This is a genomic window from Kitasatospora sp. NPDC038210 (assembly GCF_055600605.1).
Genome location: NZ_JBVJYK010000027.1, coordinates 1 through 22,897 on the forward strand (window position 1 = coordinate 1; position 22,897 = coordinate 22,897).

Here is a 22,897-nt window from a genome sequence, read left to right on the forward strand (position 1 = left end):
AACAACACCGGCAACGACACATCACGAACAACCCGCGACTCACCGTTCCACCCCACCAACACCCGCTCACGCTCACCCACCACGAACACATCCACTCGGTCCACGAGGACCGACGGGTCGGCGACGACCTGCTCCAGCACGCGGACCAGCCGGTCCTGGTGGGCGGTCAGTTCGTCCTCCCGGTAGAGGGCCGGGTCCGCATCGAACTCCAGGCGGATCCCGCCGCGCGACGTCGCGCTGCCGTAGAAGTTGACCTTCAGGTCGTTCACCGGCCCGGTGGACAGCGGGTGGACCGTGGCGGGGCTGTCGCCGAAGACCGGCTCGCCGGCGAAGGCCATCACGTTGACCGTCGGGCCGAGCCGGGCCTGGCGGCCGCCGGACAGGCCCAGTTCCCGGACGAGGTCCTCACCGCGGAACCGCTGGTGGCGGATCACGTCCGCCAGTGAGCGGGCGACGTCGGCGGTCAGGTCGGCGAAGGTGCGGTCAGGCTCGGGGGTCAGCCGGATGGGCAGGACGTTGACCATCGCGCTCGGCGTGGTCAGCCCGGTGCGGCCGGTGCGGCCCGCGAGGGGAAGCGCGAAGGTGAAGTCCGTCCGGCCCGTCATCCGCTGGTAGAGGACCGCGGTGGCGGCGATCGCCAGGGCGGGCCACGGCACTCCCGACCGCTCGGCGAGGGCGGCGAGCCGGGCCACCAGGTCCGGGTCCAGGGTCCGGACGCGGCGCAGGCTGCTGTGGGTGCTGCCGGCCGAACGGTCGGCGAGGGTGATCGGGTCCGGCACCTCCGTGAAGCGGTCCAGCCAGTACGCGCGGTCCTGCCGCCGCCGGCGCGAGTCCGGGTAGGAGGCCTCGTCGGCGACCACCCGGTCCAGCGTCGCGAAGGGGGACGCCGGGGGCTCCTGCCCGGCCAGCAGGGCGGTGTAGAGGGCCGCGACGCGGTCCGTGTAGACCGACTGGCCGAAGCCGTCGAGCACCGCGTGGTGGTAGCGGTGCACGTAGAACGAGCGGTCGTCGGCGAGCCTGAGCAGGGTCTGGACGCTGAGCGGACCGCGGCCGAGGTCGAACGGCCGGGCCATCTCCGCCGCCATCCAGCGGTGGGCCTCGGCCTCCGGGTCCGGGGTGTCCCGCAGGTCGAGCACTCGCAGCGGCCGCTCCTCGGCGTGCGTGACCAGCTGGTGGAGCCGCGGTCCGCCGTCCGGCTCGTGGTCCGGGCCGGCGTCCTCGACGAAGTGGGAGCGCAGGGCCTCCGTCTCCTCGACGCCCCGGCGCACGGCCTGCGCGAGCACGTCGACGTCGACCGGACCGTCGATCTCGTAGTAGCCGCCGCAGTTGTAGAGGGGGCTGTCCGGCTGCAGTTGCTGGGCGACCCAGATGCCCAGCTGGGCGGCGGTGACGGGTCGACGGAGCGTACGGGCGTCGTCGGACATGGACGAGCGGTCCTCTCGGATCTGCGGGGTGGGCGGACTGCGGGCGTGGCGGGGGCGCGTGGGGCGGGACGGGAGCCGGCGTGGGCGTCGGAGGGTCAGGCCTCCCGGGCCAGTTCCTCGACGAGGGCCGCGCTGAGGGCGTCGATGGTGGGGTTGTCCCACATGACGGTCGGGTCGAGGGAGATGTCGAGGTGGTCCTCCAGCTCGGCGGCGACCGAGAGGACGTACAGCGAGTCGAGGCCGTAGTCGGAGAGCCTCGCGGCGGGGTCGACGGTGTCCGCGGGCCGCTCCAGGTGGGCGGCCACGCAGTCGACCAGCCAGGCGCGCAGGCTCTCGACGGTGTGGGTGTCGGTACCGGTGTCGGTCATCGGGCTCTCCTCGGTGGCAGTGGTCGGGGGACGGTGGGTCGGGTCCCGCCAGGGCGGGTCAGGGCCGGTCGGGGAGGGCGCGCCGGGCCAGGTCGAAGGACCGGCCGCCCTCGTAGCGGTCCACGAGCTCCGCGTACAGCTGCCCGTGCACCGGGCCGGCCGGCTGCGCGGCCCGTCGGACCCGGCCGGTCAGTGCGCGCCCCGGGGCCGCGGCGAGCAGCTGCGGGTCGCAGAGGGCGGCGACCGCGGGGTCGGCGAGCAGCTCGGTGAGCGGGATCGGGGCCGCGTCGGCCTCCGGCGTCCGCCGGCCCGCCTCGAACAGCGCGCGCTGGGTCTCGGCCAGCAGCAGCTGGAACGCGGCGTGCTCGCCCACCCGGATGTAGAAGCGCGACCCCATCACCACCGAGAGGCGGTCCAGCGCGCCCTGGAGGATGCGCGGACCGAGCACCGCCAGGGCGTGCGCGGCGGTGCCGCGCTGCGCGGGCCCGGCCGCCGCCTCACGCACGGCGAGCGTGGCCAGCACGTCGCAGAGCAGGAGGTCGACGAAGGCCCCGGAGAGCAGCGAGCGCAGGGCCGGCAGGTCGATCGCCGCGGCCCCGTAGAGCCGGCGGGCCCGCAGGTGCCGCAGGGTGATCCGCAGGGCGGAGTCGAGGGCGCCGACGCCGGCACCGACGGCGAGGGCCTCGGCGAGGCCCCCGGCCCCGGCGGCCGTCGCGGGCGGCAGCGCGGCCAGGGCGGGCGACCGGCGGTGGACGGCCCGCAGTGCGTGCAGCACCGATTCGGGGTCGCCGTCCGGCACCTCCCAGACGTCCCCGTCCGGGCGCCGGCCGGCCTCCGCGGCAGCGAGGACGGCCTGGAAGCCGTACGGGTTCGCGGGGTCGAAGGGGTCGCCGAGGCGCTGTTCCAGGGCGTCCGCGAGGGTTGCGGTGGTGGTGTTCACGAGGCCTCCGCCTTCCGGGGTCCGACGGGCGCGCGGTGCTCCGGGGCGTCCGGGTGGCCCGAGGCGTTCCGGGTACCGGGCTGTTCCAGCAGGGAGAGGAAGGTGCCGGGCGGGCAGGCCAGCAGGTCGTCGGCGAGCTGGTCCAGCACCTCGGCCTCGGCGTCCTCGACGGGTTCTCCGAGGTCGGTCAGCGCCGTGACGAGGCAGCCGCGCAGCCAGGTGTCCGGGACGGCTCCGACGCCGGTCCCGGTCCCGCGCAGCCAGAGGTGCAGGGCGCTCGCCGCCGCGAAGCACAGTTCGTAGCGCTCGGCGAGGTCGAACGCCTCGGCCGGGACGGCCCGGGGGGCGAACCGGACCGCCGCCATCGCCTCGTGGAGGCGGTCGGTGGCATCGAGGAGCCGCTCGGCGAGCGCGAGCACCGAGCGCAGCGCGTCGGACGTGCCGGACGCCGACGACGTGTCGGACGCGGCGGTCGTCGCACCCGCCGGCTCCGCCGCGGCCCGCTCGCGCAGTTGCGCAACGGCCCCCGGCAGTCCGGCCAGGACGGAGCAGCCGCCAGTGGACAGCAGGCTGAGCGAGGCCGGCCGGAAGGGCCTCGGCGGGGTGTGCGGGTCGGTGGCCTCGGCGAGGCCGTCCGCGTCCACGCGGCCCTTGCGGTAGCCGCGGGCGATGCGCACGAACTGCTCGATCAGCGCGTTGCGGTTGACGAGACTGCTGCCGTCGAAGATCCCGATGATGCGGTGGTCCCGCTCCGCCTTGGCGAACAGCGCGTGCGGGTCTCCGGCGCCGAGCAGCCCGTGCGGGCCGAGGAGGTGCAGCAGCCGGGCGATCACCGCGTCGGTCCGGGCCGGGACGTGGGCCTTGGCGACGGCGGAGATCACGCTCATCTCGCCGGTGAGGGAGTGCAGGGAGCGCACCGCGACCAGGCCGGTGGCCTCGGCGAGGAGCAGGCCGGCGGCGGCCTCGCCCAGTTCGCGCCGGACGTGCGGCTGCCGCGCGAGCGCCGCGTCCTGCTCCCCGGGGGCGAGCGGGGCGCCGCCGGGCCGGTGCGCGGCGGCGAAGTCCGCGGCCAGGCGCAGGGCGTGGTCCCCCGCGCCGAGCGACATGGCGGCGCAGCAGGTCCGGGTGATGTGCAGGGCCTTGACGATGATCTCGACGCCCTGGCCGGGCGCGCCGATCAGCGCGTCCGCGGGCAGCAGGGCCCGGTGGAAGGCGATCCCGCTGATGTCGGCGCCGCGGATGCCGTAGGTGGGCACCTTGGGCAGGGCGGTGTGCGCGCCGGGTGCCAGCCGGGCCTTGTCGACCAGGAAGAGGCTGAAGCCGCGCGGGCCGCCGGCGTCGTCGGTGCGGGCGAGCACGGTCACCAGGCCGGCCCGGGTGACGTTGTTGATCAGCCACTTCTCGCCGTCCAGCAGCCAGCCGCCGTCGGGCGCGGGGCGCGCGACGACCTCGCCGGCGAGCAGGTCGCTGCCGTGGTGGCGTTCGGTCAGCGCGCAGGAGACCACCTCGGCGGCGGTGATCCGCCGGCCGAGCCGCCGGGCGGGTTCGGCGTCGTCGGCGATCCAGGTGGGCACGGCGCCGAGGTAGGTCTTGCCGTGGGCGGCGGCGACGGTGAGGTCGATCCGTGAGACGGCGCGCAGCAGCCGCATCACGACGCCGAAGTCGTCGAGGGCGCCGCCGTGTTCGACGGGCACGTAGTAGCGGGGCAGGCCGGCCTCGTCGAGGGCCCGGCAGGCGTCGGCCGGGAAGGCGTCGGCCTCGTCCAGGGCGGCCAGCCCGGCCGTGTCGAAGGGCTGTCCGGGGCCGGTGAGTTCGTGCAGCAGCCGGGTGAGCCGCGCCACCGGGTCGGTGTCGGCGGGGCTCTGGGCGGGGGGCGCCGCGGCGGTCATGCGCCGGCCTTCCCGGCGGCGACGGCGGGCGCGGGGGCGGCGGCGACCGGGCGGAGGAGGTTCTCCTGGTAGTCCGCGTAGGTGGGTTCGAGGGCGCCGGCCCGGAACAGCTCGCGCATCGCCGAGCGCTGGACCTTGCCGCTGGTGGTGCGGCGCACCCCGCCGGGGCGCAGCAGCAGGACGGCCCCGACGGGCGCGCCGAACTCGCGGGCGACGGTCAGCCGCATCTCGGCGGCGAGCCGGCGCAGCAGCTCCTCCTCCTTGATGCCGCGCACCTCGTGGGTGACGACGAGGACGTCCTCGCGCTGCGGGCCGTCGCCGGGAACGGCGAAGCAGGCGCCGACGAGGCTGCCCAGTTCGGGCTGCTGGACGCGGAGTTCCTGCTCGATGTCCTGCGGGTAGAGGTTGCGGCCGCGCAGGTTGAGCACGTCCTTGAGCCGGCCGGTGACGTACAGCTCGCCGTCGTACAGGGTGCCGAGGTCGCCGGTGCGCAGGTAGCCGGTGTCGCCGTCGTCGGTGGTCGCGCGGAACTCGGCGGCGTTGGTGGCCTCGCGGTTCCAGTAGCCGTGACCGATGACGGGGCCGCGGAGCCAGATCTCGCCGACGCCGCCCTCGGGCAGGACGCGGTGGGTGCCGGGGTCGACGATCCGGATCTCGGCGCCGGTGACGGGCCCGCAGCCGGCCACGGCGCGGCCGGGCGCGCCGTCGGCCACCGGGCGGAACTCGTGGTTCTCCAGCAGGTCCGGGTCGATGTGGCGCACGACGGGGCGGCCGTCGAGCGCGCCGGAGACGAAGAGGGTGGCTTCGGCCATGCCGTAGCAGGGGCTCAGGGTGGTGGGCTGCAGCCCGTACGGGGCGAAGCGCTGCTGGAAGGCGTCCAGGACGGCGGGGCGGACCGGCTCGGAGCCGTCGACGGCGTACTTCCAGCGGGACAGGTCCAGGCCCTCGGCCTGGGCGTCGGTGATCCGCCGGACGCACAGCTCGTACGCGAAGTCGGGTGCGGCGCTGGTGTGGATCCCGAAGCGGTCGATCATGTGCAGCCAGAGGTGGGGCCGCTTGAGGAAGGTGGACGGGCTCATCAGGACGGTCCCGGCGCCGCGCAGCAGCGGCGGCAGGATGATGCCCATCAGTCCCATGTCGTGGAAGTGCGGGATCCAGCCGCCGAACGGGGTGTGCTCGTCGAGCCCGAACCGGTCGATGATGGTGGAGCTGTTCTGCAGCAGGTTGCCGTGGGTGATGACGACGCCCTTGGGGTCGCCGGTGGAGCCGGAGGTGTACTGCAGCACGGCGACGGTGTCGCGCGTGGCGGGCGGCATCGTCCAGCCGTCCGGGCCCGGTCCGGCGCCGTCGTCGGTGACCAGCAGGGCGAGGTCGTCGATCCCCTCCTCGGTGATCCAGTCCTCGACGTCGCCGCTGGTGGCGGTGTCGGTCAGGACCGCCACGGCCCCGGCGTCGGCGGCGATCCGCACGACGCGGTGGCGCTCGTGGCGGTAGCGGCCGGGCAGCGAGGCGGGGACGGCGACGGCGCCCGCGTAGAGGCAGCCGAGGAAGGCGGTCAGGAAGGCCGGCCCGGCGGGGTAGAGCAGCACGGCCCGCTCGCCCGGGACGATGCCGGCGGCGCGCAGCCGCACGGCGATCTCGCGGGCCTGCCGGTCCAGTTCCGCGTACGTCAGCCGGATCGCCCCGTCCTCCCGGAGCGGATCGCTCACGAATGTCAGCGCGTCCTTCTCCGGAATGTTCTCCGCATGCCCGATGAGCACTGCGGTGACACTGGGGGCGGTGACGATTTCCGCCATGTGGATGCCTGCCCTTCGCCTTCGCTCCTGGAATTCCTGCCGCGCCGGTCCGGCACCGCAGCTTCTTTCTAGCGACGCCCCGGCGGGCCGCGGAAGGCGGCTGACAGCAAACTGCAGGACGGGACGGGCAGGTGCCCGGCGACGGGGGCCTTTCCTGCACCGCGGGCCCCGTCGGGGGCCTCCGGCCCTCCGGTACCGGCCAGTCGGGACCCGGTCCGGGGGCTCTGACGGGCAGTAGAGTCGAGGCACCGTCAGCGCGCGGCCGTCAGCGCGAGGCCGCCTTTCCCGACCGCTGGCATCGGACTCCTCCCATTCCGCCGAGTGATCGGCGTACCGGTCCTGGCGCCGGAATACGCCGGTTCTCCCGAGACCGGATCTCCCATGAATTCGACACCTGGACCCATGAATTCCTCACCTGGTACCGAATCCCCTTCCGTGCTGCTGACCGGCACCTCATCCGACGCCCACACCTGGAATCTCGTCTACCTCCAGCTCGTCCTGGAGGAAATCGGCCACACCGTGGCGAACCTGGGCCCATGCCCGCCGGACGACCTGGTGGTGCGCTCCTGCCTGGAGCTGCAGCCGGGGCTCGTGGTGGTCAGCAGCGTCAACGGCCACGGCTTCAACGACGGCCTGCGGCTGATCCGGGCGCTGCGGGCGCAGCCCGAACTGGCCTCGACCACCGTCGTCATCGGCGGCAAGCTCGTCACCGACGGCCTGCGCAACGTCGGCATGATCCGCCGGCTCACGGCGGCCGGCTACGACCGGGTCTTCGACGACGGGGAACTGCCCGCGTTCCGCGCCCTGGCCGCCCGGGCGCCGTACCGAGCCGTGTCGTGACCCCGCCGTCGTTCGGCGGCTTCGTGGCCCGCGCGCACGCGCGCGGCGAGCTCGTGGTGCAGCCGCGGATGGGCTTCAGCGATCCGCGGCTGATGCGCGAGGGGCTGGAGCGGACCAGGGCGGCCGAGGCCGTCACGGTCGGCACCCTGACCCTGGACAGCTACACCCGGGTCAACGACCTGGCGGCGGCCCGGCTGGCCGTCGCCGAGGGCGTCCCGCTCAACGGCTACCCGATCTGCACCCACGCCCCCGCCGTGTCGCGCACGGTGCTGGACGGCATCCACGGCGCCGGGTTCCCGGTGCAGGTGCGGCACGGCTCGGCGCGGCCGGAGCACATCGTGGCCGCCCTGCTCGCCCTGGGGCTCGACGCCACCGAGGGCGGCCCGGTCTCGTACTGCCTGCCGTACAGCCGCACCCCGCTGAGCGAGGCGGTGGCCGCCTGGCGGACCGTCTGCGGCATGCTCGCCCGGGCGGGGACCGACGACCGGGTGCCGCACCTGGAGAGCTTCGGCGGCTGCATGCTCGGGCAGTTGTGCCCGCCGTCGGTGCTGGTGGCGCTGAGCGTCCTGGAGGGCGTGTTCTTCGCCCGGCACGGCCTGCGCAGCGTCTCCCTGAGCTACGCCCAGCAGACCAGTCCGGAGCAGGACCGGGAGGCGGTGGCCGCGCTGGACGCACTGGCCGGCGAGCTGCTGCCGGGCGTCGACCGGCACCTGGTCGTCTACGCCTACATGGGGGTGTACCCGGCCTCCCGGACCGGCGCGCTGCGGCTGCTGGAGGCCGCAGCGCGGCTGGCGGTCGAGTCGGGTGCGGCACGGCTCATCGTCAAGACCGCCGCCGAGGCGCACCGCATCCCCACCATCGCCGACAACGTGGAGGCGCTGGAGACCGCCGCGCGGGCGGCGCGCACCGCCGTCCGGCCGGCGGCCGGGGCCGGGCCCGGCGTGGACTCCGAGGTGTACGCGGAGGCCAGCGCGCTGGTCCACACCGTGCTGGCGCTGCACGACGACATCGGCGAGGCGCTGCTGCTGGCCTTCCGGCGCGGCCTGCTCGACATCCCGTTCTGCCTGCACCCCGACAACGCGGGGCGGACCAGGAGCTTCATCGACACCGACGGGCGGCTGCGCTGGTCGGACACCGGGCGGCTGCCGCTGGCCCGTACGGCCGTGGCCGGTGCCCGGAAGCTGACCTCCGCCGACCTGCTGACCGCGCTGACCCGGGTCCAGCGCACCTACGACCCAGGAGGCACCCGATGACCGCCACCACCCCGCTGCCGGAGCGCCCCGCCGCGACGCCCTGGCAGGGCAGCAGCGTGCCCGCGCAGCTGCTGATCCTCACCGTCCGTTCGATCCGGGCGCACCTGGCGCACCGCCGGGCGGTGGTCCTGAGCATGCTCCAGCCGGTGTTCATGCTGCTGCTGCTCAGTCAGGTCTTCGGCAGCATCGTCGACCGCGGCCACCTGCCGGCGCGGGTCGGCTACCTGGACTACCTGCTGCCGGCGCTCCTGGTGACCACCGGGATCGGCCCCGCGGTGGCCTCGGGCATCGGACTGGTCCGGGACATGGACAACGGCGCGGTGGCCCGGCTGCGGACGCTGCCGATCCACGCGCCGCTGCTGCTGATCGCCCGCAGCCTCGCCGATCTGCTGCGCACCGCCGTGCAGTTGGTGATCCTGCTGGTGGTCGCCGTCGTGGTGCTGGACGCCGATCCGGCCGGCGGTCCGCTCGGGCTGCTGGCCGCCCTGCTGCTGACCTGTGCGGTGGTGTGGGCGATGACCTGGATCTTCCTCGCCCTGGCCGCGTGGCTGCGCAACGCGGAGGCCATGCAGAGCGCGGGCTACCTGGTGACGTTCCCGCTGATGTTCGCGTCCAGCGCGTTCGTGCCGGCGGACCGGCTGCCGGGCTGGCTCCAGCTGCTGGCGAGGCTCAACCCGCTGTCGTACGCGATGGACGCGAGCCGGGCGCTCGCCCTCGACCTGCCGCTGGGCACCCGGGTGTGGGCCGCCCTGGGCACCAGCGTGCTCGTCGCGGTGGTCGGGTCGGCCGCCGCCGTCCGGGCGTTCCGCCGCCCGGTGGCCTGACCCCGCGACGACTCCCTCCCCTCGGACCGGACGTCCTCCCGTACCGGACGTCCCCGGACCTCCACGAAACGGAGCACCCATGACCGAACTGCGATCACGGCCGCTGGTCCGCCTGGACGCGGCGCCCGACCCGGGCACCGACGCCGAGGCCTGGACGGCGCGCCACCGCGCGGAGATCCGCGGGCTGGCGGCCGAGCACGGCGCCGTCCTGGTCCGCGGACTGGACCTGGCGGGCCGGGACCGGGCCGCCGCCGTCGTGGCCGGGGTCCTCGGCGAGGGCCTGGTCGAACGCGAGGGGTTCGCCCCCCGCGATCCGTACCCGGCCCCCGGCGTGTACTCCTCCTCGCACTGGCCGGCCGACCAGCCCATGTGCATGCACCACGAGATGAGCTACGCGGCCCGGGCGCCGCGGCTGCTGGCCTTCGCCTGCGTCACCCCGCCGACGAGCGGCGGGGTGACGGCGCTCGCGGACGCCCGGCTGGTCCTGGAGGACCTGCCGGCCGGCCTGGTCGAGCGGTTCGAACGGCACGGCTGGCGGCTGACCCGGCACTACAACCCGTTCGTCGGCATCGGCTGGCAGGACGCGTTCGGCAGCACGGACCGCGCCGAGGTGGACCGCTACTGCGCGGCCAACGGCATCGAGACGCACTGGGACTCCGACGGGGCCCTGCGCACCGTGCAGACCCGGCCCGCGGTCCTCGCCCACCCCGACACCGGCGAGCGCTGCTGGTTCAACCAGATCGCCTTCCTCAACGAGTGGACGATGGCCCCCGAGGTCCGGGAGTTCCTGGTCGCCGAGTTCGGCCCCGAGGGGCTGCCGTTCAACACCTTCCACGGCGACGGGACACCGCTGGACGCCGCCACGGTGGACTCGATCAACGAGGTCTACGAGCGCCACACGGTGCGCGAGCCCTGGCAGCGGGGCGACCTGCTGGTGGTCGACAACGTCCGTACGGCGCACAGCCGCGAGCCGTACCGGGGCGAGCGGGAGATCGTCGTCGGGCTGGGCGAGCCGTTCCGTCCCTGAGCCGCCACCGCCGACCGCACGAAAGGAGCGGGGCCGCACCCGGGTGTTCCGGGTGCGGCCCCGCTCCTTCGTGCGGGCCGGCGGTCAGTCGAAGCTCAGCGTGCGGTACACGGTGACGTTGCCGACCAGGTCCTGGCAGGCCTGGGCGGCCGCGGCGAGCTGCGCCGGGCAGTCCGGCGAGGCCGTGTCGAGCAGGATGCCGAGCGTGGTGCCGCTGTGGCCGACCACCACGCCCAGGCCGCCCACCTCGCGGCAGATGCCGATCATCCCCTCCAGCGACCACTTGTGGCGCAGCACCTGGTTCATCCGGGCGCTGGCGGTCGCGACCCGCCCGACCTCGGCGAGGTCCCGGCGGGCGACGGCCCCGGTGATCCGGTCCAGCAGCCGCACGTACTCCTGTTTGTCGGCCGCGGTGAACGGCTTGGGGATGGCGTTGAAGGAGACCGTGTCCACCGCGCCGCCCTCGTCGCCGCTGACCACCGCCATCGACGGCAGCGACCCCAGCCGGGCGCGCAGCCGCACGGTGCGGTGGTGGAAGGCCACGATCGAGGGGTAGAGCACGCCGTCGGTCGGTTCGATCCGGGCGAGGTAGGACTCGATGCGGCGCGGCGGCATGGCCTCGTCCAGGGCGTTGGCCACGGCGCGGGCGGTGGCCACCAGGTCCGCCGAGGAGCTGGCCAGGCCCTTGCCCTCGGGCAGGGTGCTGTGGATCTTCAGCAGCCCGCCGGCCGGCCGCCCGGCGTCCTCCATGATCATCGCGGTGAGGCACAGGGCCTTCTTCTTGTGCGGCGGCCAGACCCGGAGGACGTCGGAGTCCGGGTCGGGCTCGAACCTGGCCATCGCCCAGCGGGCGACCGGCAGGGTGACCAGGAAGTCCCCGTCCTCCTCGGGCAGGACGCCCTGGAGCAGCTCGCCGAAGGTGCCGAAGGCGGTGCTCACCCCGGTGCTCACCCCGGTTCCGGTCCCGCTGCCCGCCCCGGTGCCGATCCCGGCGCCCGGCCGGACGGTGACCGCCCGACCGGCCGCCGGGGTGATGATCTCGGCCGTCACCTGGCCTCCTCCTCGTCCCACTGCCCGGTCCGTCGGCCGGCCCGCCGCACCACGTCGGCGGTCTCCCCCGGTCGGGTGCTGATGAAGTAGTGGCCGCCCCTGGCGAGTTCGCGCAGCTCGACCCGGTCGGAGACCGCCTTCCAGTCGCCGTGGGCGGTCTCGAAGCCGGCCGTGGAGGCGTCGTCCCGGGCGACCACGACGTCCACCGGCGCGTCCAGCCGGTACCGCGCGCCGTCCTCCCGCAGCCGGATCAGCTGGCGGTTGGCGGTCAGGACGTCGTGCCGGTAGGCCCGGCCCACCACGTCGGCCCGCTCCGGCTTGAGCGCGTCCAGCTCCACGTAGGCGTTGTCGGCGCGCAGTTGGGCCAGCAGGGCCTGGTTGTCGGCGGCGGACACCTCGGCCATCTCGGCGCGCAGCTCCTCGGTCTCGGCCAGCAGGAGGGCGCCGACGAAGACCCGCTCGACCGGCCGGCCGGCCTCCTCCAGGAGGCGGGCCGTCTCCAGCGCCGCCGCGGCGCCCGCGCAGTGCCCCCAGATCAGGACCGGCGTGGTGATCCGCTCGATGATCTCGTCCCGGACCCGCCGGGCGAGCTCCGGGACGTCCGGCAGCTCCCCGTCCGTGCCCTCGCCGGCCGCGTCGGGGCCGCCGGGGAAGTCGTGCCCGGGGAGCTCCACCGCCTCGACGGCGAAGCCGTCCCGCTCCAGCTCCGCGGCCAGCGAACGGAAGTTGACGGCGTTGCCGCCCGCGTACGGGAAGCAGACCAGGGTGTGGTGCGGGGCACGGGCGGCCGACAGCGGCTGCAGCAGGCCGGTCGCCGCCGGGGCGGTGTCGCCGCGGCCCCGGGCGTCCAGGGCGGCGGCCAGGTCGGCGAGGACGGGACGCCCGACGAGGTCCTTCAGGGACAGCGCGCGGTCCAGGTGGACCAGCAGCCGCACCGCGGCCAGCGACGTGCCGCCGAGGTCGAAGAAGCTGTCGGCCCGTCCGATCCGCTCCAGCGGCACGCCGAGCACCTCGGCCCACAGCATGGCCAGGCGCTGCTCGGAGGGGCTGCTGGGGGCCGCGTAGGGGGCGCCGCCGTGGCCCAGGGTCCCGGCGATCCGCACCAGGCCCTTCTTGTCGATCTTGCCGTTCTCGGTCAGCGGCAGCCGCTCCACCTGGTGGAAGTAGGTGGGCACCATGTAGTCGGGCAGCAGGGTGGCCAGGAAGTCGCGGACGCGCTCGGCCGGCAGGTCCTCCTCGCCCGCGAAGAACGCGACGAGGTTGCGCAGGTCGCCGGCGCCCCCGTCGATGACGACGGCGGCCTCCCGCACGCCGGGCATGGCCAGCAGCTTGTTCTCGATCTCGCCGATCTCGATCCGGAAGCCGCGGATCTTGACCTGCTCGTCCCGTCGGCCCAGGTACTCGATCCGGCCCTCGGGCAGCCAGCGGCCGAAGTCACCGGTCCGGTACATCCGGGTGTTGGGGCGGAACGGGTCGGGGACGAACGCCTGCCGGGTGCGCTCCTCGTCGTTGATGTAGCCGCGCCCGACGCACACGCCGGAGAAGGCGATCTCGCCGGGCGAGCCGAGCGGCACCAGCGCCAGGTTCTCGTCGAGCACGTACGTGTTGACGTTGCGCAGCGAGCGGCCGACCGTCACGAAGTCCCGGTCGGGCAGCCCCCGCAGCACCTCGTGCATGGTGTCGTCGGAGACCTCGGTGGCGCCGTAGGCGTTGACCAGGCTGATCCCCGGGTACGCGGCGAACCAGCGCTGGACGAGCTCGTACTTGAGCGCCTCCCCGGTGACCGAGACGGTGCGCAGCCGGCCGAGCGGGCGCGGGTGCTGGGCCAGGTGGGTCAGCAGCACCTCCAGGTAGGACGGCACGATCTGGATCACCGTGACGCGGCCGTCGGCGATCTCGTCGAGGAAGCCCGCGACGTCGAGCTGGGTGTCGGTGTCCACGATCCGCACGGTGCCGCCGACCAGGAGCGGGGCGGCGAACTGCCACAGGGAGATGTCGAAGCACTGCGAGGCGGTCTGGGTGACGACCTCGTCGGCACCGCCGGCCAGCCCCATGTCCTCGATCTTCATGAAGAGGTGGTTCAGCATGCCCGCGTGCTCGCACACCGCGCCCTTGGGGGCGCCCGTCGAGCCGGAGGTGAAGTAGATGTACGCCGCCTGCCCGGGTGCCACCGTGACCCCGGTCGGGGCGTCGGAGAGGTCGGGGCGGGTGCGGATCTCCGGCACCGACAGGGCCACGGGCGGCTGTGCGACGGCCGCGGACGCCTCCCGGGCCAGGATCTCGCTGCCCGGCCCGGTCAGGACGAACCGGCACTCGCTGCGCTCGAACTGGGTCGCCACCCGGTCCACCGGGAAGTCGGGGCGGACGGGCAGGTAGACACCGCCGGCCTTGAACACGCCGAGGGCGGCGGCGAGCCAGTCCAGGGTGCGGTCCATGACGACGGCGACCACGTCCTCGGCGGCGGCGCCGGCCCCGACCAGGGCGTGCGCGACGCGGTTGGCCCGGCCGTCCAGCTCCCGGTAGGTCCAGCGCTCCCCCGCGTGCTCGGCCGCGACGGCGTCGGGCACGGCCCGCACCCGCTCCTCGAAGAGGTCCACGAAGGTGCGGTCGGGCAGCTCGGCGCGCGGCCCGGCCAGGCCGTACAGCTGCTTCTCGACCTCGCGGTCCGAGAGCAGGCTCTGCCGGTCGTGCCGCTCGCCGGGGCCGGCCGCCAGGTTGGCCAGCGCCACCAGGTGGTAGCCGGCCAGGCGCTGGGCGTGGCCCGCGTCGAGCGCGGCGCGGTCGTACCGCAGGCGCAGGGTGAGGCCCGTCCCGTCGCGGCACCAGGCCACGCCCAGCACGGCGCCGTCGGCGAGCGTGGCGGCCGGGGTGTCGGCCTGCCCGGGTGCGGTGCCGTCGGCGGCGGCCGGGGCGGGTGCGGTGCCGTCGGCGGCGAGGCCCGACAGGTCCAGGAGCACCTCCGGGCGGCCCCCGGCGTCGGCCGGCGCGTCGGCCGCGGGCCCGGCCGGGGCGGCGGCCGTGCGCGCCACCAGCTCCGCCCAGGTGGAGTTCTCGACGGCCAGGCGCAGCGGCCGGACCGTTCCCGCGCCGCCCGGCGGCAGGTAGCCGACGAGCAGCGCGCGCTCGGCCGCCACGGTCGCGAGCACCCGGGCGTGGGCGGCGGTCAGCAGGGCGGGCAGATCGGCCCCCAGCTCGGCGGCCCGGCGTTCCAGGGTGCGGGTGAGGTCCTCGGCGATCCGGGTGTCGTGGACCGCGCCGCCCTCCTCCCGGGCGGTCGGCGCGGTCCACCGGGGAACCCTGGTGAACGCCTGGTTGTCCGCGTGCTCCGTCATCGGCCCCCGACTCCTCGTCCAAGCGTCGCCGGCTCCGCCAGCTCGATCCTGATCAGCCGCGCGGCGGTCACCGCGCGCTGTGCTGCCTCGTCCGCGTCCGTTCCGGTGGCGACCACGCAGGCCAGCCGGTCCTGGAACGAGTGCGTGATCCGTACCGTCCGGCCCTCGGCCGTGCCGGACGTCACCGCCACCACGCCGGGCGCCGCCACGGCGTCCGGGAGTCCGCCGACCCGGGCGACCACGCCCTCGCGGTCGGCGGGCAGGAAGCGGATCGCCGCGTGTCCGGCGCCGCCGGCGGAGGGGCCGGCGGGCAGCCCGGCCACCCGGGCGATCACCGCGTCCACCAGGTCGGTGCCGAGTGCGGCCCGCACGGCGACCGGGATCATCCCGCCGGCCAGCCGCGGGTTGACCTCGATCACCACCGGTCCGGCGTCGGTCAGCCGCAGTTCGGTGTGGGCCGCGCCCCAGCCGAGGCCGAGCGCGGCGAGGGCCCGCAGCGCGGTGTCGCCGAGTGCGGCGGCGGTCGCGTCGGGCACCGGCGCGGGCACGTCGTGCCCGGTCTCCACGAAGTACGGCTCGGCGCCGGTGTGCTTGGCGACGACGGTCACCACGGTGTCGTCGAAGGTCTCGACGGAGAACTCCGGCCCGCGCACGGCCGCCTCGACCAGGATCCGGGCCGCGACGGGCGCGCCGCGCTCGTCGGTGGCCCGGGCCAGCAGCTCCTCGGCCCAGGCCCGGACCTCGGCGCCGTCCCGGCAGAGCCGGACCCCGACCGAACCGGAGCCGCTGACCGGCTTGAGGACGACGGGGTGGCCGATCGCGTCGGCCGCCCGTACCGCCTCGGACACCTCGGTCACGGCGGCGAAGGCGGGCACCGGCACGCCGGCGGCCGCGAGCGCGGTCCGCTGGTGCTCCTTGTCGCGGCAGCGGGCGATGGCGTCGCCGTCGGCCGCGGGCAGCCCGAGCTTGCGGGCGGTGCGCGCGGCGGGCGCGACGAAGTACTCGGAGCTGGACGCGATCCCCGCCAACCCGGCGGCTTCCTCGGCGAGTTCGGCGCAGCAGGCGAGGACGGCGTCAGGGTCCCCGGTGTCCAGCGCCCGGGTGGGGATCCGGTCCTCGGCCGCGTAGGGGTACCGGTCCGGGTCCCGGGTCAGCAGGACCGGGCGCAGCCCCCTGGCCCGGGCCGCCGCGCAGAACTCGCGTCCGGTCCCTGTGGTGTTGCTCTCCAGGAGCGCGAGCCACGGCCGCCGTTCGTCCGCGCCGTCGTGCTGTCCTGCCGTCGCGCTCACGGCGCACTCTCCGTTCCGTCTCCGTCAGCGTTTGCGTCTGCGCCCGCGTCCGTGTCCGCTGCTGCGGCGCGGGTCGCGGGGGCCGGCGGGCCGGTCAGTGCCGCCACCGCCTCCGCCAGCCGCAGCTCGCCCCGCGCGGTCCGGGCCCGCCGGGCGGCGAGCCGGTCGCAGTGCCCGGCCAGCCGCTCCCGCAGCACCCGCACCGTCCGGTCGCACTCGCCCGGGCCGCCGCCGCGGTCGTGGTCGTCCACCACCTCGCGCAGCGTGGGGAGTTCGGCCGAGTCGGCGCCCGTGCCGTCGGGCAGGCGGATCGCGGCCAGCTCGGTGGCCCCGGCCTCGACGGCCTCCCGCACCGCCTCGCCGACGACGTGGTGCGCGGTGCGGAAGGGCACGCCCCGGGCCACCAGCCGGTTGGCGATCACGGTCGCGGTGACGAAGCCCTCCCGGGCCCGCTCCGCCATCCGCGCCGGGACCGGCCGGGCGCCGCTCACCAGGGCCTGGCCGAGCAGCACCGAGTCCAGGACCGCGGCGAGCGCGGGCCACCCCGCGGCGACCGCCTCGGTGCCCACCTCGATGGAGTTGGTGAAGGGCGTCGACTTCATCGCGGAGGCCGCCGCCGTCCACGCGCCGACCGCCAGCGCGGCCTTGGCCTTGACGTGCTCCAGCAGGAAGGCGTTGCGCTTCTGCGGCATCGCGGAGCTGCCGCCGACCAGCCGCTCCGGGAACTCGACGAAGCCGAACTCCTGGGTGCTCCACAGCTGGAGGTCGGTGGCCAGCCGGCTGAGCGTCAGCGCGGCCGAGGCGGCCGCCGCGACCGCGCGCAGCATGGTGTCGCGGGCGGCCACGGCGTCGGTGGCGTGCAGCGGGCCGTCCGCGAAGCCCAGCAGCTCGGCGGTGCGGGCCGGGTCGATGGGCAGGTCGGTGCCGGCCACCGCCCCGGCGCCCAGCGGGCACCGGTCCAGCTGGTCGAGGACCTGCTGCAGGGACTCGACGTCCCGGTCGAGCGCGGTCGCGATCCCCGCCAGGTAGTAGCCGTAGCTGACCGGCATCGCGGGCTGGAAGTGGGTGTAGACCGGCATGACCACGCCGCGGTGGGCGCGGGCCCGGGCCAGCAGGACCGCCTGGAGCCGCAGCAACTCGCCGATCAGCGCGGTCAGTTCGGCGCGCAGCCGCAGCGCGGTGATGGTGGCCTTGATGTCGTTGCGCGAGCGGCCGGTGTGCAGCTTCCCGCCCACCTCCGAGCCGAGTTCGGCCACCAGGTGGCCCTCGTACATCAGGTAGAGGCCGCGCGGGGCCGGCAGGTCGTACAGCTCGCGGAAGCCGTCGGCGCGCAGCGCGGTGATCCGGCGCAGCAGGGCGGCCGCCGCGTCGCGCGGCAGCAGTCCGCTCTCGGTGAGCATCACCACGTGCGCCAGGTCCACGGTGCTGGTGGCGCCCAGTTCCTGGCGGATGTCCGCCGGCCCCGACTCGCCGTACACCACGCGCCGGGTCCGTGCGCCGAGGGTCCGGGTGAGGCGTCCGGTGACGGTCACGACAGGGCCCGCTCGGGCAGCGGGCGGTCGGTGCGGGCGACGGTCCCGGGCACCTCGTCGTAGGCGCGGCGGGCCCAGTCGAAGCGGCTCCAGCCCGGCCCGGCCTCGCCGGGGGAGGCGACGGTGACCGGCTCGACCGGCGGGGCGTCCAGGAGCAGGCCGTTGTCGGCGAGCCAGCTGTCGTCGTACACGGTCGCCTGGTAGCGGTACCCCTCGTCGGGCAGCATCACCACGCACAGCCGGTCCGGGTGGCGCTCGGCCCACCACCGGGCGACGAGGTGGGCGGCGCCGCTCGTCGGGCCCTGGAAGAGCGCGTGCCGGGCGTGCAGGGCCCTGGTCTGGGCGTACGCCTCGGCCGCGTCGCACCAGTGGATCTCGTCGAAGACGCTGTGGTCGAGGTTGGCCGGCCACAGGCTGTTGCCCAGTCCGCGCAGGCCGCGCGGCCCGTCGGGCTGGCCGAAGAGCACGCTGCGGTGGCTGTCGACGCCGATCGCCAGGGTCTGCGGGGTGTGCTCGCGCAGGCCGCGGACGGTGCCGCACATCGAACCGCCGGAGCCGACCGGTCCGACGACGCAGTCGACGTCCCCCAGGGTGCGGTGCAGCATCTCGGCGACCACCCCGTACGAGCGGGGGTTGTCGGGGTTGCTGTACTGCTCGGGGCAGAAGGACTCGGGCAGTTCGGCGCGGATCTCGGCCAGGCGGCGCAGCCGGGCCTCCTGGTAGCCGCCGACGGGTGCAGGGTCCCGGCAGATCTCGACCCGGGCGCCGAGGTCGGTCAGCCTGCGGTACAGGTTGGGGTCGATCGCCGGGTCGCTGACCAGGATCAGCTCACGCTCCATCAGGGCGCACTGCATCGCCAGGGCGAGGCCGAAGGTGCCCGAGGTGGTCTCGACGACGGGGCCGTCGCCGAGTTCACCGCGCTGTTCGGCCCGCTGGAGGATGTAGTGGGCCGGCAGCAGCTTCATCAGGGTGAAGACGGCACCGTACAGGTTGGGGCCGAGCCGTACGAGGCGCGGGATCATCTGTGCTTCGGTGATCGAGTGGTACGGCGCGGTGGTCACCGTCATGGGAGCTCCCAGGGGATTCGGTGGGGACCGGCGTGCCCGGTCCGGCATCCCGGGGCGGGCCGACGAGGACAGGGGTTGGGTGTGCGAGCCGGTAGAGGATCCACAGGTTCACGGGTGCGGCCTCCCGGTCGGCGCGGCCCGCGGCCGGGAGCCCGCCATCAGGAGGGGACCGGGACGCCGGTCCGGGGGTCGGCCCGGTCGGGCAGCGGCGCGGCGCCTTCGGCCAGGGCCAGGTAGACGTCGTCGAGGGTCGGCTCGGTCAGCGAGATCCCGGTGATGCCCAGGTCGGCCTCGTCCAGGGCGCGGACGACCACGGCCAGTGCGGTGGACTCGCCGACGGGCACGACGACCGCGCCGTCCGCCTCGCCCGCGCGGGCCTCCAGACCGGCCCGGCGCAGCGCGTCGAGCGCGGCGGCCGCCCGGGCCGGTTCGGCGAGCTGCGCCCGGACGGTGCTGCCGCCCAGCCGGCCCTTGAGTTCGGCGACGGTGCCGTCGGCGATGGTCCGGCCCTGGCCGAGCACGATGACCCGGTCGGCCAGCTGCTCGGCCTCTTCGAGGTACTGGGTGGTCAGCAGCACGGTGGTGCCCTCGGCGACGCAGGCGCGCACCAGGTCCCACAGGCCGCCGCGGCTGACCGGGTCGAGCCCGGTGGTGGGCTCGTCGAGGAAGAGCACCTGCGGGTGGCCGACGAAGCTGCTGGCGAGGTCGAGGCGGCGGCGCATCCCGCCCGAGTACGTCCCCGCCGTCCGGTCCGCCGCGCCGGTGAGGCTGAAGGTCTCCAGCAGTTCGTCCGCGCGGGCCCGGGCCTCGGCCCGGCTCGCGCCGAGCAGCCGGGCGACGAGCACCAGGTTCTCCCGGCCGGACAGGCTCTCGTCGACGGCGGCGAACTGACCGGTCAGCCCGATCCGGCGGCGGACCTCACGGGCCTCCCGGACCACGTCGTACCCGGCGACCCTGGCCGTGCCCGAACTGGGGGGCAGCGCCGTGGACAGAATGCTGACGAGCGTGCTCTTGCCGGCTCCGTTGTGCCCGAGCAGGCAGAGCACCTGCCCTTTCGCTATCCCGAAACTGACTCCGCCGAGCGCCTGTGTGCTGCCGAAGGACCGGCTCACGTCTATCGCTTCGATCATCACGCTGTTCACCGGATGTCATTCCTCGCAGAGAGCGGGCGGGTACGGATCGGGGGCACCAGAATTCGTACATTCCTCGGCCTTTCCGCGGCAAGGAGCGCTACAGCAAGCTGCCATTCATCCGGCGGCCCGGGTGGGGTGGTGTTCGGCGGTCGCCGGCGGCAGCAGGCCGAGTTCCATCGCGCGGGCGCCGGCCTGGAATCGCGAGTTCGCGCCGAGTTCGCGGGTGATCTCGGCGACGTTCCTCCGGTAGGTGCGCACGGACATGCCGAGTTCCCGGGCGGCGACCTCGTCGGTGCGTCCGGAGCTGAGTGCGAGCAGGATCCGCCGGGCCATGGCGCTGCGGGTGCGGTCGCTCAGCCGCCGGTGGTCGGCGAGCGGGGCGCTGCCGTTCCAGGAGGTCATGAACAGGGTGCGCAGGTTGCGCAGGACGGCCGGGGCCCGCATCAGGACCGCCTCCCGGGACGGCCCGGCGGTGCGCGACCAGACGACGCTCACCAGGCCGTCGGCGAGCACCATGTCCTGCAACGCCGCGCCCACCAGGCGGACTTCGACGCCCGCGGCGTACTTGTCCAGCCGTTCGAGGAGCAGCCGGTTCTCCAGCAGGCCGACCCCGGCGAGCAGCCGGACGTCCACCCCGCGCGCCGCGGCCCGGCCCAGGCAGGAGACGAGCCGGGTGATCTCCTCGTCGTGGTGCCCCGAGAGCACCACGGCGAGCGAGCGGGTGGCCGAAGCGACCAGGTGCTCGGCGGTCTCCGTGCCCTCCTCCGGCCCCAGCGCGGTCAGCAGCCGTCCTTCGCTGCGGTGCCGGTCGACCGCGAACTCGACGAGCCGGCGGGCCTCCAGCAGCATGCTCTCGATTTCCCCGCTGGACGGTTTTCTCGCCGCCTGCTCGGACGGCGGAATCGGCCCGGCGGGCACGGTGATGACGGCGGACGGATCATTGACAGGCGTACTCGTCACATTTCCCCCTGATGCTTGACTCGCAACGTCCGTTCAGGAGGGCATGAGGCCCGGCCGGTCATGGCAAACGCAACGCGGCCGCCTTCGAGGCACGGCAACCGCCGAGAGCCCCCGTTCTCTCCATGGACTTCACCCTAGGAGCCGCTGTTCGAGCCGGTCAAACAGTTGCACGCCAAAGCAAATGCACCACCTCGCGGGCGCTTCGGCGAATTCCGCGCGCCCGGCCGGCGCGAACGGGAACGCCGCGCCGCCCGTGGATCCGTCGGGCGGCGCGGCGTGCGGTTCGGGGAGGATTGCGGTCCGGGGACGGGCGGGTCAGCGGCTGCCGAGCAGCAGGTCGCGGTGGGTGGTGAACTCGGTGTTCGCCCGGTCGTAGTCCTCGGGGCGGCCGATGTCCATCCAGTAGCCGTCGAACTCGTAGGTGGCCGGGCGGGTGTCGCGCTCCAGCAGGTCCAGGACGAGTTCGTCGAAGCCGAGCGGCAGACCGGGCGTGTAGCCCTCCAGCGTCGCGCGGCTCAGGCCGTACACGCCCATGGACACCTGGTAGGCCAGGCTCGGCTTCTCCCGGAAGCCGGTGATCCGGCCGTCGTCCGTGGTGAGCACGCCGAAGTCGATGTTCACCTGGCGGTTGTGGGTGGCGACGGTCAGCGGGGCGCCGGACGTCCGGTGCCGCTCCAGGACCGCCGCGTAGTCCAGCGAGGTGAGGATGTCGCCGTTCATCACCAGGAAGTGCTCGGGGAGCCGGTCCCGCATCATGACCAGCGGACCGAGGGTGCCCAGCGGGCTGTCCTCCACCGCGTACTCGACCTCCAGGCCCCACTGGGTGCCGTCGCCGACGTAGGCGCGGATGATGTGGCCGAGGTGTCCGATCGCGAGGGTGACCCGGGTGAAGCCGGCCGCCGAGAGCTGACGCATCACGATCTCCAGGATCGCGTGCTGGTCGCCGATCGGGACCAGGGGCTTCGGCAGCGCGGTGGTGTAGGGCCGCAGCCGGACGCCCTTGCCGCCGGCCATGATGAAAGCGTGCATGATCGAGTCCCTTCCGCTGGGGTGGTGTGCTTCGTGCCGAGTGGTGGAGGTCAGCCGCGGGTGCCTAAGGTGAGCGGGAACGTGCTGTCAAGTTCCATGTGATGAGGTCGTGTTGTTCCCCTACATCGGCTCCGGCCCGTACTGCTTCTCCAACTCGCTCGCCATGGCGCTGGGTCCGGGCGCGCCCGGCACGCCGGTGCTGGAGGTGCTGACCGGGTCACCGTTCGGCTTCCAGCTGATCGACGGGGTGCTGCCGTTCTTCGATCCCTTCGGCTGGGACCCCGAGCAGGGCCTGGACGCGGCGATCGGCCTGCTCGGCTGGGAGTGCCGGCGCAGTGACGGCGACGACCCCGAGGAGGCCGAGGCGCGGCTGCGCGCGGCCGTCGCCGAGGGCCCGGCGCTGGCCGGTCCGCTGGACATGGGCCTGCTGCTCCAGCAGCCCGGCTCCGGCGAGGCGATCGGCGCCGACCACTACGTGCTGGTGATGGCGGTCGACGGGGACACCGTGGTCTTCCACGACCCGCACGGCCACCCCTGGGCGACCCTGCCGGTGCCGGCCTTCCTGGCCGCCTGGCAGGCGGAGAAGATCGACTACGTGGAGCGGCCGTTCGTGCTGCGCACCGGCTTCACCCGGGTCCGGGAGACCACCGTGGCCGAGGCCCTGCGGGCCTCGCTGCCGCACGCCGTGGAGCTGCTGCGGGGCCGCAGCACCGGCGCCGCCGACATGCCGCCGGGTTCGCTCGGCACCGCCGCCGGACTGGAGCGGCTGGCCGAGCAGGTGGCCGAGGGCCTGGACCCGGACATCCGCCAGGTGATGGAGAAGTTCTCGGTCCGGGCCGGCGCCCGTCGGCTGTCGGACGCCTCCACCGCCCTGGCGGGGATCGGCTTCCGCACCGCGGCCGAGGTGCTGGGCCGGCAGGCCCGGATCCTCGGCGGGCTCCAGTACCCGCTGGTCGTCCAGGACGACGCCGCCGTGATCGCGGGCCTGCGCGCGCTGGCACCGACCTACGAGGAGCTGCGGGCCGCCCTGGTCGCGGAACTGGCCGGGCAGGACGGCCGCCCCGCCGCCGCGGTCGCCGCGGGCTGAGCCGGCCGCCCGGCCCGGCGGACCGGCCGGTGGCCGGTCCGCCGCCGCGCGGCCGGG

General features: G+C 74.8%; 18 protein-coding genes. 5 read left to right on the top strand and 13 right to left on the bottom strand.

Going from position 1 to position 22,897, the window contains the following annotated elements; all coding sequences use genetic code 11:
- The 5 genes from ACZ7KX_RS35255 to ACZ7KX_RS35275 form a co-directional block, all read right to left on the bottom strand.
- Positions 1–1,424: condensation domain-containing protein (locus ACZ7KX_RS35255; protein ID WP_470330075.1), on the bottom strand; the 1,424-nt coding region annotated here is incomplete at its 3' end.
- 95 nt (positions 1,425–1,519) lie between these two features.
- Positions 1,520–1,792 carry an acyl carrier protein gene (locus ACZ7KX_RS35260; RefSeq protein WP_470330076.1) on the bottom strand — a complete coding sequence of 91 codons (273 nt, stop codon included), beginning with the start codon at positions 1,790–1,792 and terminating at the stop codon, positions 1,520–1,522.
- 58 nt (positions 1,793–1,850) lie between these two features.
- On the bottom strand, positions 1,851–2,732 hold the full coding sequence (locus ACZ7KX_RS35265) for a hypothetical protein (RefSeq protein WP_470330077.1): 882 nt from the start codon (positions 2,730–2,732) through the stop codon (positions 1,851–1,853).
- The gene (locus tag ACZ7KX_RS35270; RefSeq protein ID WP_470330078.1) at positions 2,729–4,621 is read right to left on the bottom strand and encodes an acyl-CoA dehydrogenase family protein; all 1,893 of its coding nucleotides are present in this window, start codon (positions 4,619–4,621) and stop codon (positions 2,729–2,731) included. Before ACZ7KX_RS35270 ends, ACZ7KX_RS35265 begins: the two co-directional genes overlap by 4 nt.
- Complete coding sequence (locus ACZ7KX_RS35275) at positions 4,618–6,417, bottom strand: fatty acyl-AMP ligase (protein ID WP_470330079.1); 1,800 nt, start codon at positions 6,415–6,417, stop codon at positions 4,618–4,620. The genes ACZ7KX_RS35270 and ACZ7KX_RS35275 overlap by 4 nt, the downstream gene beginning before the upstream one ends.
- A 435-nt stretch (positions 6,418–6,852) precedes the next feature.
- On the opposite strand from ACZ7KX_RS35275, the gene ACZ7KX_RS35280 reads away from it, so the two are divergent.
- The 4 genes from ACZ7KX_RS35280 (at position 6,853) to ACZ7KX_RS35295 (ending at position 10,361) form a co-directional block, all read left to right on the top strand.
- A complete protein-coding gene (locus ACZ7KX_RS35280) occupies positions 6,853–7,257 on the top strand; it encodes a cobalamin B12-binding domain-containing protein (RefSeq protein WP_470330080.1) in 405 nt (134 codons plus the stop codon).
- Positions 7,254–8,510 carry a methylaspartate mutase gene (locus ACZ7KX_RS35285; RefSeq protein ID WP_470330081.1) on the top strand — a complete coding sequence of 419 codons (1,257 nt, stop codon included), beginning with the start codon at positions 7,254–7,256 and terminating at the stop codon, positions 8,508–8,510. The genes ACZ7KX_RS35280 and ACZ7KX_RS35285 overlap by 4 nt, the downstream gene beginning before the upstream one ends.
- The gene (locus ACZ7KX_RS35290) at positions 8,507–9,334 is read left to right on the top strand and encodes an ABC transporter permease (RefSeq protein ID WP_470330082.1); all 828 of its coding nucleotides are present in this window, start codon (positions 8,507–8,509) and stop codon (positions 9,332–9,334) included. The genes ACZ7KX_RS35285 and ACZ7KX_RS35290 overlap by 4 nt, the downstream gene beginning before the upstream one ends.
- Before the next feature lie 79 nt (positions 9,335–9,413).
- Positions 9,414–10,361 (top strand): TauD/TfdA family dioxygenase, encoded by a 948-nt coding sequence (locus ACZ7KX_RS35295; RefSeq protein ID WP_470330083.1) that lies wholly within the window; start codon positions 9,414–9,416, stop codon positions 10,359–10,361.
- Between the two features lie 84 nt (positions 10,362–10,445).
- Here the strand turns inward: ACZ7KX_RS35295 and ACZ7KX_RS35300 are convergent, their stop codons facing one another.
- From ACZ7KX_RS35300 to ACZ7KX_RS35335, 8 genes are all read right to left on the bottom strand, one after another.
- A complete protein-coding gene (locus tag ACZ7KX_RS35300; protein ID WP_470330084.1) occupies positions 10,446–11,411 on the bottom strand; it encodes a GHMP family kinase ATP-binding protein in 966 nt (321 codons plus the stop codon).
- The gene (locus ACZ7KX_RS35305) at positions 11,408–14,743 is read right to left on the bottom strand and encodes a non-ribosomal peptide synthetase family protein (protein ID WP_470330085.1); all 3,336 of its coding nucleotides are present in this window, start codon (positions 14,741–14,743) and stop codon (positions 11,408–11,410) included. Before ACZ7KX_RS35305 ends, ACZ7KX_RS35300 begins: the two co-directional genes overlap by 4 nt.
- Complete coding sequence (locus ACZ7KX_RS35310) at positions 14,740–16,032, bottom strand: ATP-grasp domain-containing protein (protein ID WP_470330086.1); 1,293 nt, start codon at positions 16,030–16,032, stop codon at positions 14,740–14,742. The genes ACZ7KX_RS35305 and ACZ7KX_RS35310 overlap by 4 nt, the downstream gene beginning before the upstream one ends.
- Positions 16,029–17,564, bottom strand: a complete 1,536-nt coding sequence (gene argH / locus ACZ7KX_RS35315; protein WP_470330087.1) for an argininosuccinate lyase — start codon at positions 17,562–17,564, stop codon at positions 16,029–16,031. Before argH ends, ACZ7KX_RS35310 begins: the two co-directional genes overlap by 4 nt.
- Positions 17,561–18,631 carry a cysteine synthase family protein gene (locus ACZ7KX_RS35320; RefSeq protein ID WP_470330088.1) on the bottom strand — a complete coding sequence of 357 codons (1,071 nt, stop codon included), beginning with the start codon at positions 18,629–18,631 and terminating at the stop codon, positions 17,561–17,563. Before ACZ7KX_RS35320 ends, argH begins: the two co-directional genes overlap by 4 nt.
- 158 nt (positions 18,632–18,789) lie before the next feature.
- Complete coding sequence (locus ACZ7KX_RS35325; RefSeq protein WP_470330089.1) at positions 18,790–19,773, bottom strand: ATP-binding cassette domain-containing protein; 984 nt, start codon at positions 19,771–19,773, stop codon at positions 18,790–18,792.
- Positions 19,774–19,878: 105 nt separating this feature from the next.
- The gene (locus ACZ7KX_RS35330) at positions 19,879–20,724 is read right to left on the bottom strand and encodes a hypothetical protein (RefSeq protein WP_470330090.1); all 846 of its coding nucleotides are present in this window, start codon (positions 20,722–20,724) and stop codon (positions 19,879–19,881) included.
- Between the two features lie 315 nt (positions 20,725–21,039).
- The gene (locus ACZ7KX_RS35335) at positions 21,040–21,753 is read right to left on the bottom strand and encodes a sugar phosphate nucleotidyltransferase (RefSeq protein ID WP_350526549.1); all 714 of its coding nucleotides are present in this window, start codon (positions 21,751–21,753) and stop codon (positions 21,040–21,042) included.
- Between the two features lie 112 nt (positions 21,754–21,865).
- On the opposite strand from ACZ7KX_RS35335, the gene ACZ7KX_RS35340 reads away from it, so the two are divergent.
- A complete protein-coding gene (locus ACZ7KX_RS35340; protein WP_470330132.1) occupies positions 21,866–22,840 on the top strand; it encodes a hypothetical protein in 975 nt (324 codons plus the stop codon).
- The last annotated feature ends 57 nt before the right edge of the window (positions 22,841–22,897 follow it).